This is a genomic window from Inquilinus limosus DSM 16000, assembly GCF_000423185.1.
GTDB lineage: Bacteria > Pseudomonadota > Alphaproteobacteria > DSM-16000 > Inquilinaceae > Inquilinus > Inquilinus limosus.
In genome coordinates, this window is sequence record NZ_AUHM01000002.1 from 357,566 (window position 1) to 372,194 (window position 14,629).

Consider the following 14,629-nt stretch of genomic DNA (forward strand, 5'->3'; position numbering starts at 1 on the left):
CCGCGAAGCGGCTCCGGGTGAGGGGAGTTTGTCGAGGCCGGGACCAGCCCTCACCCGGTCGCCCTGCGGGCGCCCGACCTCTCCCGCCAGGCGGGAGAGGCAACGCAAAAGCCGCGGACAGTCCTGCCGATGAAGACCCCCGGCTTCTGGTACCGCCCGCAGGCGACGCCGGCGGCCCTCCTCCTGGCCCCGGCCGGGGCGCTCTACGACCTCGCCTCGCGCCTGCGCCGCAGCCTGGTCAGGCCGCAGAGGGCGCCGGTGCCGGTGGTCTGCGTCGGCAACCTGGTGGCGGGCGGCGCCGGCAAGACCCCGGTGGCGCTGGCCCTCGCCCTCCGCCTGGGCGAGATCGGCATCGCCGTCCACTTCCTCAGCCGCGGCCATGGCGGCTCGCTGGCCGGGCCGGTGCGGGTCGACCCCGGCCGCCACTCGGCCGCCGAGGTCGGCGACGAGCCGCTGCTGCTGGCCCGCGCCGCGCCGGCCTGGGTGTCGCGCGACCGCCCGGCCGGGGCCCGCGCCGCCGCCGCGGCCGGCGCCCGGCTGATCCTGATGGATGACGGCTTCCAGAACCCGAGCCTGGAGAAGGACCTGTCGCTGCTGGTGGTCGACGGCGCCGCCGGCTTCGGCAACGGCCGGATCCTGCCCGCCGGCCCGCTGCGCGAGCGGCCGGAGGACGGGCTGAAGCGGGCCGGCGCGCTGGTGGTGATGGGCCCGGACCGGGCCGGGATCGGGGCGCTGGCCGCCCGCCACGGCCTGCCGGCCCTAAGCGCCCGGCTGGTCCCCTCGCCCGCGGACGCGGCGCGGCTGCGCGGCCGCAAGGTCCTGGCCTTCGCCGGCATCGGCCGGCCCGAGAAGTTCTTCGCCACGCTGGCGGAGCTGGGGGCGGAGCTCGCCGGCGCCGTCCCCTTCCCCGACCACCACGCCTACACGCCGGACGAGATCATGCGCCTGGCCGAGACGGCGCAAGAGCGGCAGGCCGTGCCGGTGACGACGGAGAAGGACATGGTCCGCCTGCCGCCCGAGGCCCGGCCGATGGTCGAGGCCCTGCGCGTCGACCTGGCCTGGGACGACCCCGCCGCCGCCGACGCGGTGCTGGAGCCGGTGGTGCGGCGGGCCCTCGGCCTGCGCGCCGGCTGATACCGACGATACAAAGTACCAAACCCGTCATGGCGAGCCCCGCCCCTTACGCCTATTGGGGGGCGTGGCCATCCAGGGGGGCGGTGCCGCTGAACCGCCTGGCTGTCTCTCTTCCAGTCCCCTCCCCCTGCGGGCCAGGACATTCTCACTTGTTTTGAGTCCCCCCTCCCCTCGCGGGAGGGGGCAGGGGGAGGGGGTTCCATCGGCGCGATCCGGCCGCGACTGTCGTGAACCGGCACGGACGGCCGGGTCTTCACCGCCCGCCGCCCCGGTACGCCCTGCGCAGGGCCCGCCCGATCTCCGGCCGGTCGAGCCCCATATCGGCGAGCAGATGGTCGTCGAGCGCCATCAGCGCCTCGGTGTCGCGCCGGATCCTCATCCGGTACCGGATCCAGGCGACGCACCGGCCGGCGGCCTTCGCCGCCGTCGCCGGGCGGAGGGTCGCGATCCGCGGCTTGCGCGGTGAAACCACCATGCTGTCCATCGTCGGACTCCTTTGCTGGATGTCGGCGTCCCCGCCGCGGCGCGGCCGGGCGGAGGCGGTGTCGACGGCCGTCACCCTAAGCCCGCCGGCGATGGTCGCGTTAGCGCCACTCCGCCGACTTGTGTCTGCGAGTCGCCAGCCATCTGGCGCCATGTCGGCGGCTTCTGTATGTGAGTCGCCATGGCCTCGATCCATCCGGACAATCTGGTCCACCCCGACCTCGGCCGGCCGGAGGCGGAGGACTACCCCGCCCCTGCCCTCACCTTCGCGGGCGAGGCGGAGACCGGCCTGCACTTCCAGCCTCACAGCCACCGCTGGGCCCAGCTGTTCCACATCGTCTCCGGCTCGGTGACGGTGGAGACCGGGCGCGGCAGCTTCGTGGTGCCGCCGGAGCGGGCGCTGTGGATCCCGCCGGACGTGCCGCACGCCGTCACCTATCTGCAGCGCTCGGCCCTGCGCTACCTGTTCCTGCGGCCCGAGGTGGTTCGGCACCTGCCGCGCGACCCATCGGTGATCCGGCTGTCGCCGCTGCTGCGCGAGCTGATCCTGGCGCTCCTCGGCTATCCGCGCGACGCCGCGGCCGGCGGCCCGGCCGGGCGGATCGTCGCCGTCATCCTCGACCAGCTGGTGACCGAGCCGATCGCGCCGCTGCACCTGCCGATGCCGGCCTCGGCCCGGCTGCGGCGCGCGGTGGCCGAACTGGCGGCCGACCCGGCGCGGACCGACGGCCTGGCCGAGGTGGCGCGGCGGGCGGCGCTGTCGGAGCGGTCCTTCGAGCGGCATTTCCGCGCCGAGACCGGCCTCAGCTTCCGCGCCTGGCGGCGCCAGGCCCGCCTCCTGAAGGCGGTGGAGTGGCTGTCGCTCGGCGTCCCGGTCGGCGAGGTCTCCGACCGCCTCGGCTACGAAGGCCCCAGCGCCCTCGTCGCCGGCTTCCGCAAGGCCTTCGGCGTCACGCCGGGCCGGTATTTCGCGGAGGGAGGGTGAGGCGGCTGGGTGGGGGACACGCAGGAACGGCAATGTCCGACCTATCACGGGAGTCGATTGCGTGCGGCCAAACAGGCGCCTCGTCCTCGAAGCTGACCGTCGAATCCCACGACGGTAACACAGGCCTAGTCCCGTAAGTTGGTCGGGACGCTACGAGATAGATCGATCTGCGGCATGTCACTAGCGGCGGTTGGTATCACTGGCTGCGTCGCGTCGGCAGTCGCCGCGCGCTCTGATCAACGATGCGGTCCCTGTGAAAAACGGGGACAAATCGAATGAGGCCCGATCTCCAATGGGTTACCTCCTTCCCAATAGGGGATATCATGGAGGGTGTCTCGCCCCGCCTAATCGTTTGATTTTCTTGGCTAATTTGCTAGATTGTGCTCCTGGATGCGGGGATGCCATGGCCGAAGATGAACATCGCTACCTGGAAGATTGCCGGCACAAGGGGATTTGTCCCACTTGCCGGAAGCCCCTCAAAACAAGGGTCGGGAGCGGTTCGTTTAGCCAGGGTGTTTTCTGTTCGCTGAAATGCAACGCCCAATGGCATGAGGTTGCGCTGCGCCTGAGGCATGAAGGGCGCTTGAAAGGACGTAACGATGGTTGAGGTCGGGTTGGCGAGGAGTTTGTTCGGCAGGGAGACAAAGTTGGCTCCCTCGGTTCCGCCGCGCACAGGGATTCTTCCGATCCAAACACTGAAGCAGATGGTACGTGACAAGGAAATCTTTTCTCCAGCCGAACTTGACCCTGACCAATTGCAGCCCGCGAGTATCGACCTCCGGCTCGGGCACGTTGCTTATCGTGTACGCGCGAGCTTTCTGCCGGGTCCGGGCGCGACGGTATTGGACAAGATCACACAGCTTGATGGCTATCCCATCGACTTGACCAATGGAGCGGTTCTTGAAAGAGGGTGCGTGTATGTAATTCCTCTTCTCGAACAGGTTCATATAAACAGTCATGTCGTTGGAGTGGCCAATCCAAAGAGCTCCACCGGCCGACTCGACATTCTTACGCGCCTGATTACGGATCGCAGCACTGCTTTTGATAAGGTTGAGCGCGGATATAGTGGCAACCTCTATGTCGAAGTCGCGCCAAAGACTTTTAGTGTAGTTGCAAAAACGGGCACCCGCCTCAACCAACTGCGATTCCGTCGTGGATCACCAATCATGTCGGCGAGTGAATTGAAGCGCCTCCACGATGCAGGCGAACTAGTCTCCGGCGGAACCGCCGAGCAGTATTTGGATAGCCGAAATCTTGTTGCGGTAACCGTAGATCTCCGCGGCAAGGAACGCGGCAACCTGATTGGCTATCGCGCAAAGAAACATACTGATAGAATTGATTTAGAGAAAGTCGGATATTATGATATAGAGGATTTCTGGGAACCTATATATTATCATCGAGAACCGCCTCTAATTCTAGATCCCGATGACTTCTACATCCTCGTTACGCAGGAAGGTGTCAAGATTCCCCGCGATTTGGCCGCCGAAATGGTTGCTTACGATACTTCAGTTGGGGAATTTCGGGTCCACTATGCAGGCTTCTTTGACCCTGGCTTCGGGCTCGGAGACGTCGAGAGCAAGGCTGTTTTAGAGGTACGCTCTCATGATGTCCCGTTTTTGCTAGATCATGGCCAAACGGTCGGCTGGCTGCAGTATGAGCGCATGGCCGATGTCCCTGATCGGCTGTACGGGGAGCGGATCGGATCGAATTACCAGAATCAAGGACTGAAGCTTGCAAAGCAGTTCAAGCCGCCAGCATAGCTGATTAGGCGAGAGTCCGCACACGCCTCGACAGAGGCGGCGTCTGCCTGCGTGAGACAATCAGGACCTAGGCATGCGCCAATCAGGCCGACTGCGCGACATTGCTAGCCTGTTAGCAGATGGTTGGCATTGCCCACCCAATGACCACTCCGGCCACTCCAGAAGTCACCCGGCACTCAACAGATTTCACAGTGCGGCAGCGTGGACGGCGAGCGCAAATTATTCGCGCGAAAAGACGCTATTGTGGAGACAACGAGGAATGGCCATACGCTCAGCGCCAGATTGAGCGGGTGCCACCTACGGCAGCGTCGACAGAACGGAGCAACGGTCGACAGAGGGTACTGGACACCCGTCTATTTAATCGACAAAAATTGCCCGGCTTTAGTAGACGACGCTCTTTCTTAGAGAAACGGGAATTTGCGGTGCAGGACGGATCAAGCGCTGCCAAGCGGCATGTAGTCGACAAAATATCTCTGGCAAAGAATGCTGATCAGGGGCGCGGAAGGACGGATGCGTGGTGACCGCTCTGAAGCCGCAGCGCGTCCGCGATCCGGTACACAACCTAATCGCGTTCGACACCAGTCAGTTCGAGCACGCGCTGTGGCGCGTAATCCAGACTCCACCCTTTCAACGGTTGCGGCGTATCCGCCAACTCGGATTTTCCGAATTCGTCTTCCCTGGCGCAACTCATACCCGTTTCGCCCACAGCATTGGCGTATTTCATGTCGCACGGGCCCTCATGCTGCTGATCGAACGGCATATCAAGGCCGACACCTCGCGTCAGTTTGGCGAATATCAATCAAGGGTCGCACTGGCCGCAGCGCTCGTTCACGACGTCGGCCACGGCATGTTTAGTCATGCCTTTGAGGAAGTTGGCAAATCGCTAAATTTGCCCATGGCAAAGCATGAGAACGTCAGCGAGGCGATTATTCGCGACAGCGAGATTACTCAAGCATTCAACCGCGATCTTGGCAGCGGCTTCGCCAACGACGTCGCCACTCTGATCGGCCGTAAGGAGCCGGGTAACCTCTATGACGCTGTTGTGTCGAGTCAGTTCGATGCCGACCGCCTGGATTATATGCAGCGTGACAGGCTTATGTCGGGGGTCCAGAGCAGCGGCATCGATCTGACTTGGCTATTAGCGAACCTCGAAATTGCTTCCGTCCGAACTGGCGCGGATGATGAGGGCACTGGGTCTATTGAGACGCTTGTGTTGGGACCTAAGGCAGCTCAGACAGCGGAAAGCTATGTTCTCTCGCTATTCCACCTTTACCCGAACGTCTACCTGCATAAGACAACTCGTGGCGCAGAGAAGATATTTAGCGCCCTTATGCGCCGCGTGCTTCAACTTGGTTTGGACGGGAATGAAGTTGAAATTGGGCTCCCGGTGAACCATCCGATTCTCCGGTTTGCGAGGGAGCCTGAGAAACTTTCCCACGCGCTGGGGCTGGACGATATGGTGTTCTGGGGCGCTTTGCCGATGCTTGTAGATGCGAAGGATGCTGAGATCCAAAAGCTCGCACTGAGTCTTCAGAAAAGACATCTGCCGGCCGGGATCGATATTCGCCGTAGGGTGGAAGAAGCGTTGCCCATCAAGGAGGGCGAACCTCGTTCAATCTGGCGGGCGCGGATCACACTGGCGTGCTCGCGAATACAGGCGGCGCTGGAGGCGCATCCCATGGCTGCTGCCGACGGCCCGGTTCGCGTCCTTTTAGACCGCTATGACCGAGCTCCTTATAAGCGTTATCAGGATTCCAATACGCCGCTAAACCGGATACTTATTCGCGTGGGCTCGGGGGAACCTAGGGACGTCGCGGAATTGTCGTCCGTTATCGCGGGGGCTGAAACCTTCTCGGTCTTCCGCGCTTACGTGTTTCGAGGTGACACCGAAGCGCAGAAGGTGGTAGAGAACATAATGAGAACAGAACTTCAGAGGAGCGAGCATGGCGACGCGTGACCCGCACCTCGCAGCAACCCGGATCATCTGTGACGCCGGCGGTATGCTAGTCGGGCGTACCCGTCTGCAGAAGGTTGCCTACCTGATGCAACTGGCGGGCTTCGGTGATGAATTTGACTTCGAGTATCATCACTTCGGACCATTCAGCGAGGATCTGGCGTTCGGTATCGATATCGCCACTGCCTTCGGTGCGGTTAATGAGGATGAAAAGCAGGCCAGTTGGGGCGGACGATACTCCGTGTTTAGCCTCAAGGAGCCGGTTGCCCCCTTAGACCCGCAACGGGCTGCCTTCGCTCAAAAGGCCAAGTTGGTGAACGCGGTGGAGTTGGAGCTTGCCGCGACCGCAGCATTTCTCTTCGTCGCCGAGGGGAAGAAGGATCCCTGGGCAGAGACTAGGCGCCGGAAGCCTGAGAAGGCGAAGGATGGTAGGCTAGAGCGAGCAATGGCGGCTTATGAAGATTTAAGATCCCTGAGCACGCCTCGGCCTCTGCCGAAGTTGCCCGCTGCATAACGCGAAATTCCTACTCTTTCTCGACGACAGGATGTCGGTGGCCCCGCTTCGGCGGGGCTTTCCAATGTCTGAACATCCACCCGCCGCCACACTCTGGCCACCACCCACCAGTCCTTCCCGATACGGCGGGTACGGGTGAACCCCGTCGTCCGGACATCACGACCGTGCCATTGCGCAGGAAGGAAGACGACCCGCCGGCCCTCCGCGTCCTCCGGATAGCTTTCGATCGTGCGGCCGACCAGGCGGGCGATCTCCCGCAGCGCGCCCGCGAGGACCGCGGGACCGGCCAACAAAGAAACAGGTGACCCGCCGGCCCGGCAGCGCCGCCAGCCCCTCGCGACGGGCCCGCCGGCGCTTGAGCCGCGGCACCACCTCCACCGGCCCGGCAGCCGGCCATCCCGCCTCCCGCGTGAGGAGCGCGGCGAGCCGGAACCAGCTGCCGATTTCCCCCGTTGCCGTCATGACCGAATGGGTCGGTCCGGCCGCAGTGCCGGAGGCATTCCGATGATCGCCGACGCGATCGCATCGAGGGCAGTCATCCATCCGAAAGGCCGTCAGCGGCTCTTCGAGGTCCCCCGCGATCCCGCGTTCGGCAGGAACGCCGATCCGACCCCGTCCGACATCACGAGAAGGAGGGCTCCATGGTGAAGGAGCATCTGTTCGCATGCGTCGCCGTCGTCGCGCTGGGCCTGGGGCCGGCGCTGGCGCAGACCAACCAGCCCGCCACCCCACCGGCGCAGACCGGCACGGCGACGGAAACCGTCACGGCCGACAAGATGTCCGCGGACACCTGGCGGGCGTCCAAGCTGATCGGCGTCGGCATCTACGGGCCCGATGACCAGAGGGTCGGGGAGGTCAACGAGATCCTCGTCGATCGCCAAGGCAAGGCGCAGGCGATCGTCGTCGGCGTCGGCGGCTTCCTCGGCATCGGCGAGAAGAACGTCGCCATCCCGTTCGGCGAGGTGGAGTGGAGCGATCAGCCCGTCAATCCCCCTCCGGCCGCGGCTCCCGGCACGCAGCCGGCGCCGGCCGATCCGTCGGCGGCGCCCGGCACCACGCCTCCCGCCGCCGGCACCACGCCTCCCGCTCCCGGCACCACGCCTCCGGCTGCCGGCACCACGCCTCCGGCTGCCGACACTCCGCCGCCGGCCACCGAAGGAACCACCGGGATGGCCGAGACCAAGCGGATGTACCCCGATCATGGCCGCATCACCATGACCAGGCAGCAGCTGAACGACGCCCCGAGTTTCGAGTATCCGGGGTAGCTGACGCTGATCCGAGGTCGCGGCGGGACTCCCCTGATGCCGCGCAGTCACGCCGGGGAAAAGGGACCGGGGCGGCGCAAGCCCGCCTCACGCAGGTGACATGGCCGAGCGGGTTGTGGACGTCTTCGACGAGAACGGCGCCTGTATCGTGACCTACACCGTACGGATCACGGCGTTCAACCGCACGCTCTGCCCCGAGGACTTCGAGCGCGAGGCCCTGTGGATGGCGGCGACGGACAAGGTCGTGCCGAGCAGCCGGGAGGCGTCGCTGACGGCCAAGGCCCGGCCCGGCCATGGGCCGGGCCCCCGGGCCGTCTGCTGATCCGCACCGTCCCTCTGCAGGCCCGGAGACGCCGTCCGCGGCGCATTGTGCCCGCCGCCGCCCTGGCCGATGATGCGCGCATCGCCGGCGGACCGGTCTCGCCACGTGCGGGCCGAGGCCGGCCGCCGGGCCGCAAGGGAGGTTCGCCCGCATGCCCACCGGAACCCCGCCGAAGCCGATCTCGACGCCCGACCTGCCCTGGGAGGAATGGGCCGACATCCCGCGCTTCAGCCTGCGCTGCAAGCACCTGACCCGCGCCGCGATGGGCGACGACTACCATGTCGGCGTCGTCATCGAGGAACTGCCGCCGGGCGGGCGGAGCGCGCCCGCCCACTACCACATCTTCGAGGAGGAGCACGTCTACATCCTCGAAGGCACCGTCACCCTGCGCCTGGGCGCCGAGACCCATGCGATGAAGCCGGGCGACTACGTCTGCTTCCCGGCCGGGCAGAAGGCCGGACACTGCCTGGTCAACACCGGCGACGCGCCGTGCCGCTACGTGCTGGTGGGCGAGCGCAACCCGAACGAGGTGGCGGTCTACACCGACAGCAACAAGGTGATGGTGCGCGCCCTGGGGCGCTCGATCCTCGATCTCGCCGCGCGGCGCGGCTATTGGGACGGGGAGGACACCGGCCTGCCGCCGGGGGAGAGCCCGCCCGAAGCCGCCGCCGCGCCCGAGCCGCCGGTCGTGCCGAAGCCGCCGATCTCCGCGGACCAGGTGGAATGGACCGACGAAGGCGTGCCCGGCAGCGCCCGCTTCGGCGGCCGGTCGAAGCACCTCACCTTCGCCGCCGTCGGGCGGGGCTACCATGTCGGCGTGCTGATCGAATCGCCGGCGCCCGGCAAGCGCCTGTGCCCCACCCACTACCACATGCTGGAGGAGGAGCAGGCGCTGGTCCTGGAGGGGCAGCTGACGCTGATCCTCGGCGGGGAGCGCCACGCGCTGAAGCCGGGCGACTATGTCTGCTTCCCCGCCGGGCAGAAGATCGGCCATTCCTTCATGAACAGCGGCCCCGGCCCCTGCCGCTACCTGATGATCGGCGAGCGCAACCCGAACGACGTCTGCGTCTATCCCGATTCGAACAAGATGGCCGTCGCCGCCCTGCGCACGAAGCAGGACATCTTCGACATGTCGGGGGTGCGGCGGTACTGGGACGGCGAGGAGACGGGCTGACCAGACGCGTCCGCCCAGGCAAGACCGCGCGAGCGGAGGCATGGATTGCTTCGTCGGCTTCGCCTCCTCGCAATGACGGTTTGGGGAAACCCTCTCCTGCCCCCCACACCGTCATCGCGAGGCGCGAAGCGCCGTGGCGATCCAGCCTGCCGCCACACGTGCCGGCGCCGGGCCGTCGAGTTCACACAATGTGCAGTTGCGTTAACCCGCGAACCTCGTTCATGATATGTTCCATGAACGCCGCCTCTCCCGATCTCGACATCCCGGCCTATTGCCGCGGCCTCGCGCTGCAGCAGGTCGAGATGCTCACGCGGATCGCCGAGATCGGCATGCGGATGGTCGAGGCCGAGGGCGCCCGCGCCATCGCCGCCCAGGCCCGCGCCGCCGGGCCCGAGGCCGACGAGGCCGCGGTCGCGGCGGCCAGGGCCGAGGCGCAGGAGGCCGGCCTGGCCTTCACCCGCTTCTCCGGCACGGTGCAGCGCGCCCTGGCGCTGCGCGCCCGCGCCGCCGACCGACTCTGCGCCCATGACCGGGCCGACCGCAAGGCCCGCCGCGCCCGCCAGCGCAACCATGTCACCGAGGCCCTCCACGACCTGATCTGGGATCCCCGCCAGCCGGCCGAGGAGCTCGACAAGGCCGAGGAGCGCACCGACGACCTGAACGAACGGCTCGACGCGCTCTACGAGGACGAGGAGAACCGGGTCGAGGACCGGCCGGTCGGCTCGGTCATCGCCGGCCTGGCCTGCGGCCTCGAGATCTCCGACCAATGGCGCCGCCGGGCCGCCGACTGGTCGGATCCGCCCCATCCGCCGCCGCTGACCGGCACCGTGGCCGAGACCAAGACGCGGCGCTGGGCCCGGCTGATCAAGCTGATGCAGCAGCCGGTCGATCTCGCCGAGCCCGGCCAGGCCCCCGCGCTGAAGGCCGGGATCGAGGCCCGCCTGCGGGAGCCCGACGTCGCGGCGCTGGTCGAGGCCGAGCCGCCGATGCGGGCCGCCGACCGCCTCCGCCGGTCGCTCGGCCTCGACCCCTACATCTTCCCCGAGGACCCGGACGAACCCGACACCGGATGACGGGCCGCGGATGGCGACGCAATCCGGCCCGCCTCTGTCAGGAGCCGCCCGATGGCGGCTTGGTCACCAGAGAGCTCTCAAGGAGCCGAAGCAAGGCACCGCCCAGATCATCGGGGCTCTCGATCGCTGCCGTCCTTTCATAGGCGGATGCGAAACGACAGCCGATGCCGATCGCCGACAATTCAATGTCGCCCGCGTCCCGAAGCCCGGCGACGACCTGCCGGAGATGCGCAACGAGATAGTTTGGGCCGTTCTCGGTCAGCGTGGAATCGTCGGCCGGAGCCCCGTCCGAAATCACGATCAGAAGTTTCCGCGGCTCCGGTCTCGCCCGCAGCCGCGACGCCGCCCATTCGATCGCCTCGCCATCCACGTTCTCGTGCAGGAGATCCGGGCGAAGCATCGGCCACAGGCCGCCCCAGCGCCGATCGGCGGCCGCCCCATAGACGATATACCGAAGATCGCAGAGCCGACCCGGCTTCGCCGGCCGTCCAGCGGCGATCCACGCCCGGCGGGACTGGCCGCCACGCCAGCCCACGGTGGTAAAGCCGAGGATCTCGATTTTGACGCCGAGCTCAAGGAGGAAATCGGTCGCGACCTCGGTGGCTGCGGCCGCAAGCAGAATCTTCTGTCCTCTCATCGATCCGGAATGGTCGATCAGCAGCGACACGACCGTGGATCGCAGCTGTTCGGCCGTGCAACTGCGGCGGATGCGGGCGGTGGCGTCGAGGGCCGAGAGCTGCGCGCCCAGTTTCCAGTCGGCCAGCCCACGCTGGAACACCTCGCATGCCCGGCGATAGGCGGCGGCATCCTCGGGAGCCATCGGCGGCAGGCGGCGATCCAGTTCCCCGGCATCCACCACCTCGTCGAACAGATTGGTAAAGACCCCGTAGCCGGACTCATCGGTGGCATCTCCGGACCGCTTGAACATCATCCGAAGCCGCCGGCCAAAACCGGCCGCAAATGGCGATGCAAACACGATCGACGCTCCAATGCAGGAGCAGCCAGCATGGTGATCCGAAAGGCTCGAAGGCAACAGGCAAAACCAAGGCCTTCTCGAAGCACCATGCGCGCACGACCGCCGGCGGCCCCGACGGGTCGATGCGTCGCCGGCCTCACCTTGCAAAGGCCGGCTCCTGCCGTACCAAGCCTAAAACGCCAGCCCGGTCTTGAAGATCTCCACGGCGTAGAACGCGAGCTCCCCGTCCAGCGCGCGCTGGATGTTGGCGGCCTTGCGGAAGCCGTGCTGCTCGCCCGCGAACAGGACGTAGCCGACCGGCTGGCCCTTGGCGCGCAGCGCGTCGACCATCGCCTCGGTCTGGTTCGGCGGCACCACCTCGTCCTCGTCGCCCTGGAAGAAGATCACCGGCTTCGACAGGCGGTCGGCGTGGTACAGCGGCGACCGCTCGCGGTACCGCTCGGCCTCCTCCGGGTACGGGCCGATCAGCCAGTCGAGATAGCGCGACTCGAATTTGTGCGTGTCGCGGGCCAGGGCGGCGGCGTCGCTGACCCCGAAATGGCTGGCGCCGCCGGCGAACCAGCTGTCGAAGGCCAGGGCCGCCAGCGCGGTATAGCCGCCGGCGCTGCCGCCGGTGATCACCGACCGGGCGGGGTCGGCCAGGCCCTGCGACGCCAGGTATTTCGCCCCGGCCACCGCGTCCTGCACGTCGACCACGCCCCAGGACAGGTGCAGCCGGTCGCGGTATTCGCGGCCGTAGCCGGTGCTGCCGCCGTAATTGACGTCCAGCACCGCGACGCCGCGGCTGGTCCAGTACTGGATGCCGAAATTGAGGGTCGAGGACGCCGCGGAGGTCGGGCCGCCATGGATCTTCACCACCAGCGGTGGCACGTCGCCCTCGGGCGCCGCGTGGTCCGGGCTGGTCGGCGGGTAGTACAGGCCATGGGCCGTCCTGCCGCCCGCGGTCGGGAACTCGACCGGCCGCGCCTCGGCGAACCAGCCGCGCAGCGCCGGGTCCTCGCCGATCTCGGTCGACCGCTTCAGCACCTCCCGCTGCAGCGTGGCGAGGTCCAGCCGGACGATCTGGGCGGCGTCGCGCGGCGACCCGGCGCGGAACACCGCCATCCGCTCGTTGGCGCAGACCGAGCTGACATCGGTGTAGGGCAGGTCGATCGGGGTCAGGCCGCCGGTCATGAGGTCGACCAGGGCCAGCTTGCCCAGGCCCCCCTCGATGTAGCTGCACAGCAGCCGGCCGGGGCCGGAGAAGGCGTAGGTCGACATCCCGAACACCCATTGCGGCTGGCCGAACTCCGCCGCCATCGGCAGCACCGCCTCGGCCGGGCCGCCGCGCCCGTCGCAGCGGTACAGGTTCCACCAGCCGGACCGGTCGGCGACGAAGACCAGCCAGCGCCCGTCCGGCGACCATTCCGGCTGGAACACCGATTCGCCCGACCCGCCCGCCAGCGCCTGCGGCGGCCGCGACGGCAGGCCGTCGGCGGCCAGCTCGGCCACGAACAGCGTGGTCTCGACCCAGGGCATGTTCGGATGGTCCCAGGCCAGGAAGGCCAGCCGGCCGCCATCCGGCGACAGCCGCGGCGAGGCGAAGAAGTCGTGGCCCCGGGCCAGGATTCGGATGCTGCCGACGCCGTCGCCCTCCAGCGGCACCGCGACGATCATGTTGTCGGGATGGGCTTGGCCGGGCCGGTGGTGCTCGCCGACGCCGATCCACAGGCGCCGGCGCGGGTCGACGAGGCCGTCGGCGAAGCGCCACTCCCCGCCCCCGGCCTCGGCCGCCGGGGTGACCGGCACCGGCGCCTTGCCGGGCGCCTGGCGGTACAGCCGGCGGTCCGGCGGCCCGCCCGCGGTGCCGGGACGGTCGTTGGAGAAGTAGACGGTGCCGTCGGCCACGGTCCAGGCGCCGCCGCCATATTCATGCACCCGGGTGCGGACATTGGCCTCGGCCGGGCTGATCTCGGCGACCGACCCGTCCGGCGCGCGCCGCATCAGCACGCTGCGCCCGCCCTCCTGCGGCCGGCCCTCCAGCCACCAGACGGCGTCGCCGTCCAGCCGCACCTCGGACAGGCCGATCGACTGCGCCACGATCAGGTCGGAGGTGATCGGCGATCTCCAGAAGCCGTAGGGGGCGGTCCTGACGCTGGGCATGGCGGCAACTCCGGTCGACGTGTCGATCGGGCCAGCCTCCCCCATCGGCCGCCGGGATTCCAGTGCCCCGGCCTATTTCTTCGCGATCACCCAGACCGCATGGACGATGCCCGGGATGTAGCCCAGCAGCGTCAGCAGGATGTTCAGCCAGAAATGCCCGCCGAAGCCGACCTGGAGGAACACCCCCAGCGGCGGCAGCAGGATGGCGATGATGATCCGGAGCAGGTCCATTCGCGGCGGGGTCCTTCGGGAGTCGGGCGGGGATCAGGGCGCCCGGGCGGGTGGGTCCATCCGCCCGGGCCGGCCGGTCACTGCATCGGTTGCGGCTGCGTCGTCTGCCGCTCGGGCGGGACCGACTGCTGGATGCCCTGGCCGGCTTCCTTGGTGTCCTGGCCGAAGCCGCGGACGGTGTTCTCGCAGGCGGCCATGCCGAGGCCCGCGGTCAGCAGGCCGGCGATGAGAAGGATGCGTGCGATCATGGGCTTCTCCTCGATCTTGGGGAAAACCGATCCGGGACGGACCGGTCAGGGAACGGCCCGGCGCGCCGTACGGTTCCGGGCCGCCGGACTCAGCGCACCAGGAAGCGGCCGATCGCCAGGCCGGCGGCGAAGGCCAGGCCGATGCTGGTCAGCGGCCGCTCGGCGACCTGGTCCTGGATCCCTTCGGTGGCGGCATTCGCCGCCGTGCCGACGTATCGGGCCCCCCGCCGTCCGGCATCGACCGCGTCCCGCGCGGCATCGCCGGCCAGCACGCCCATCTCCGACCGCAGCTCGGCCAGCGTGCGGGTCAGGGCATCGATATCGCGTTCGAGGTTTCTGGTCGCCATGGTTCCTCTCTCCTCGCGGTT

15 protein-coding genes are annotated in these 14,629 nt (G+C 67.6%); 9 read left to right on the forward strand and 6 right to left on the reverse strand.

The genetic code is table 11. From position 1 onward, the window contains the following. Positions 1 to 129 precede the first annotated feature (129 nt). Positions 130 to 1,134, forward strand: coding sequence for a tetraacyldisaccharide 4'-kinase (gene lpxK / locus G537_RS0105615; protein ID WP_026869267.1), 1,005 nt, complete (start codon positions 130 to 132; stop codon positions 1,132 to 1,134). 253 nt (positions 1,135 to 1,387) lie between these two features. On the opposite strand, the gene G537_RS44220 is transcribed toward lpxK, so the two are convergent. Then, on the reverse strand, positions 1,388 to 1,618 hold the full coding sequence (locus G537_RS44220) for a YjiS-like domain-containing protein (RefSeq protein WP_026869268.1): 231 nt from the start codon (positions 1,616 to 1,618) through the stop codon (positions 1,388 to 1,390). A gap of 180 nt (positions 1,619 to 1,798) precedes the next feature. Between G537_RS44220 and G537_RS0105625 the strand changes: the two genes are divergently transcribed. The 8 genes from G537_RS0105625 to G537_RS0105655 all read left to right on the forward strand — a co-directional run bounded on the left by G537_RS0105625 (position 1,799) and on the right by G537_RS0105655 (position 10,664). Beyond that, entirely contained in the window at positions 1,799 to 2,602 is an 804-nt protein-coding gene (locus tag G537_RS0105625; RefSeq protein WP_026869269.1) for an AraC family transcriptional regulator, read from the forward strand. Positions 2,603 to 3,201: 599 nt separating this feature from the next. After that, positions 3,202 to 4,362, forward strand: a complete 1,161-nt coding sequence (locus G537_RS42855) for a 2'-deoxycytidine 5'-triphosphate deaminase (RefSeq protein WP_081688600.1) — start codon at positions 3,202 to 3,204, stop codon at positions 4,360 to 4,362. Positions 4,363 to 4,879: 517 nt separating this feature from the next. Beyond that, positions 4,880 to 6,319, forward strand: a complete 1,440-nt coding sequence (locus G537_RS41935; RefSeq protein WP_081688601.1) for an HD domain-containing protein — start codon at positions 4,880 to 4,882, stop codon at positions 6,317 to 6,319. After that, entirely contained in the window at positions 6,306 to 6,830 is a 525-nt protein-coding gene (locus tag G537_RS0105635; RefSeq protein ID WP_026869270.1) for a hypothetical protein, read from the forward strand. Before G537_RS41935 ends, G537_RS0105635 begins: the two co-directional genes overlap by 14 nt. Positions 6,831 to 7,471: 641 nt before the next feature. Beyond that, positions 7,472 to 8,095: a PRC-barrel domain-containing protein gene (locus tag G537_RS0105640; protein WP_026869271.1), complete on the forward strand. Its 624-nt coding sequence runs from the start codon at positions 7,472 to 7,474 to the stop codon at positions 8,093 to 8,095. Between the two features lie 100 nt (positions 8,096 to 8,195). After that, positions 8,196 to 8,417, forward strand: a complete 222-nt coding sequence (locus tag G537_RS0105645) for a hypothetical protein (RefSeq protein ID WP_026869272.1) — start codon at positions 8,196 to 8,198, stop codon at positions 8,415 to 8,417. Between the two features lie 151 nt (positions 8,418 to 8,568). Beyond that, positions 8,569 to 9,591 carry a cupin domain-containing protein gene (locus G537_RS44640; RefSeq protein WP_064742077.1) on the forward strand — a complete coding sequence of 341 codons (1,023 nt, stop codon included), beginning with the start codon at positions 8,569 to 8,571 and terminating at the stop codon, positions 9,589 to 9,591. A gap of 233 nt (positions 9,592 to 9,824) precedes the next feature. Continuing rightward, positions 9,825 to 10,664, forward strand: a complete 840-nt coding sequence (locus G537_RS0105655; RefSeq protein ID WP_026869273.1) for a hypothetical protein — start codon at positions 9,825 to 9,827, stop codon at positions 10,662 to 10,664. A gap of 37 nt (positions 10,665 to 10,701) precedes the next feature. Here G537_RS0105655 and G537_RS36630 read toward each other — a convergent pair whose 3' ends face one another. The 5 genes from G537_RS36630 to G537_RS0105680 all read right to left on the reverse strand — a co-directional run bounded on the left by G537_RS36630 (position 10,702) and on the right by G537_RS0105680 (position 14,608). Beyond that, the gene (locus tag G537_RS36630) at positions 10,702 to 11,595 is read right to left on the reverse strand and encodes a cobaltochelatase CobT-related protein (RefSeq protein ID WP_051247950.1); all 894 of its coding nucleotides are present in this window, start codon (positions 11,593 to 11,595) and stop codon (positions 10,702 to 10,704) included. A gap of 216 nt (positions 11,596 to 11,811) precedes the next feature. Further along, entirely contained in the window at positions 11,812 to 13,782 is a 1,971-nt protein-coding gene (locus tag G537_RS0105665) for a S9 family peptidase (protein ID WP_026869274.1), read from the reverse strand. A gap of 72 nt (positions 13,783 to 13,854) precedes the next feature. Then, positions 13,855 to 14,013 carry a YqaE/Pmp3 family membrane protein gene (locus G537_RS42865; RefSeq protein WP_034850683.1) on the reverse strand — a complete coding sequence of 53 codons (159 nt, stop codon included), beginning with the start codon at positions 14,011 to 14,013 and terminating at the stop codon, positions 13,855 to 13,857. 77 nt (positions 14,014 to 14,090) lie between these two features. Next, a complete protein-coding gene (locus G537_RS42870; protein ID WP_081688602.1) occupies positions 14,091 to 14,261 on the reverse strand; it encodes an entericidin A/B family lipoprotein in 171 nt (56 codons plus the stop codon). An 89-nt stretch (positions 14,262 to 14,350) separates the two neighbouring features. Further along, positions 14,351 to 14,608 carry a hypothetical protein gene (locus G537_RS0105680; protein ID WP_026869275.1) on the reverse strand — a complete coding sequence of 86 codons (258 nt, stop codon included), beginning with the start codon at positions 14,606 to 14,608 and terminating at the stop codon, positions 14,351 to 14,353. Between the last annotated feature and the right edge of the window lie 21 nt (positions 14,609 to 14,629).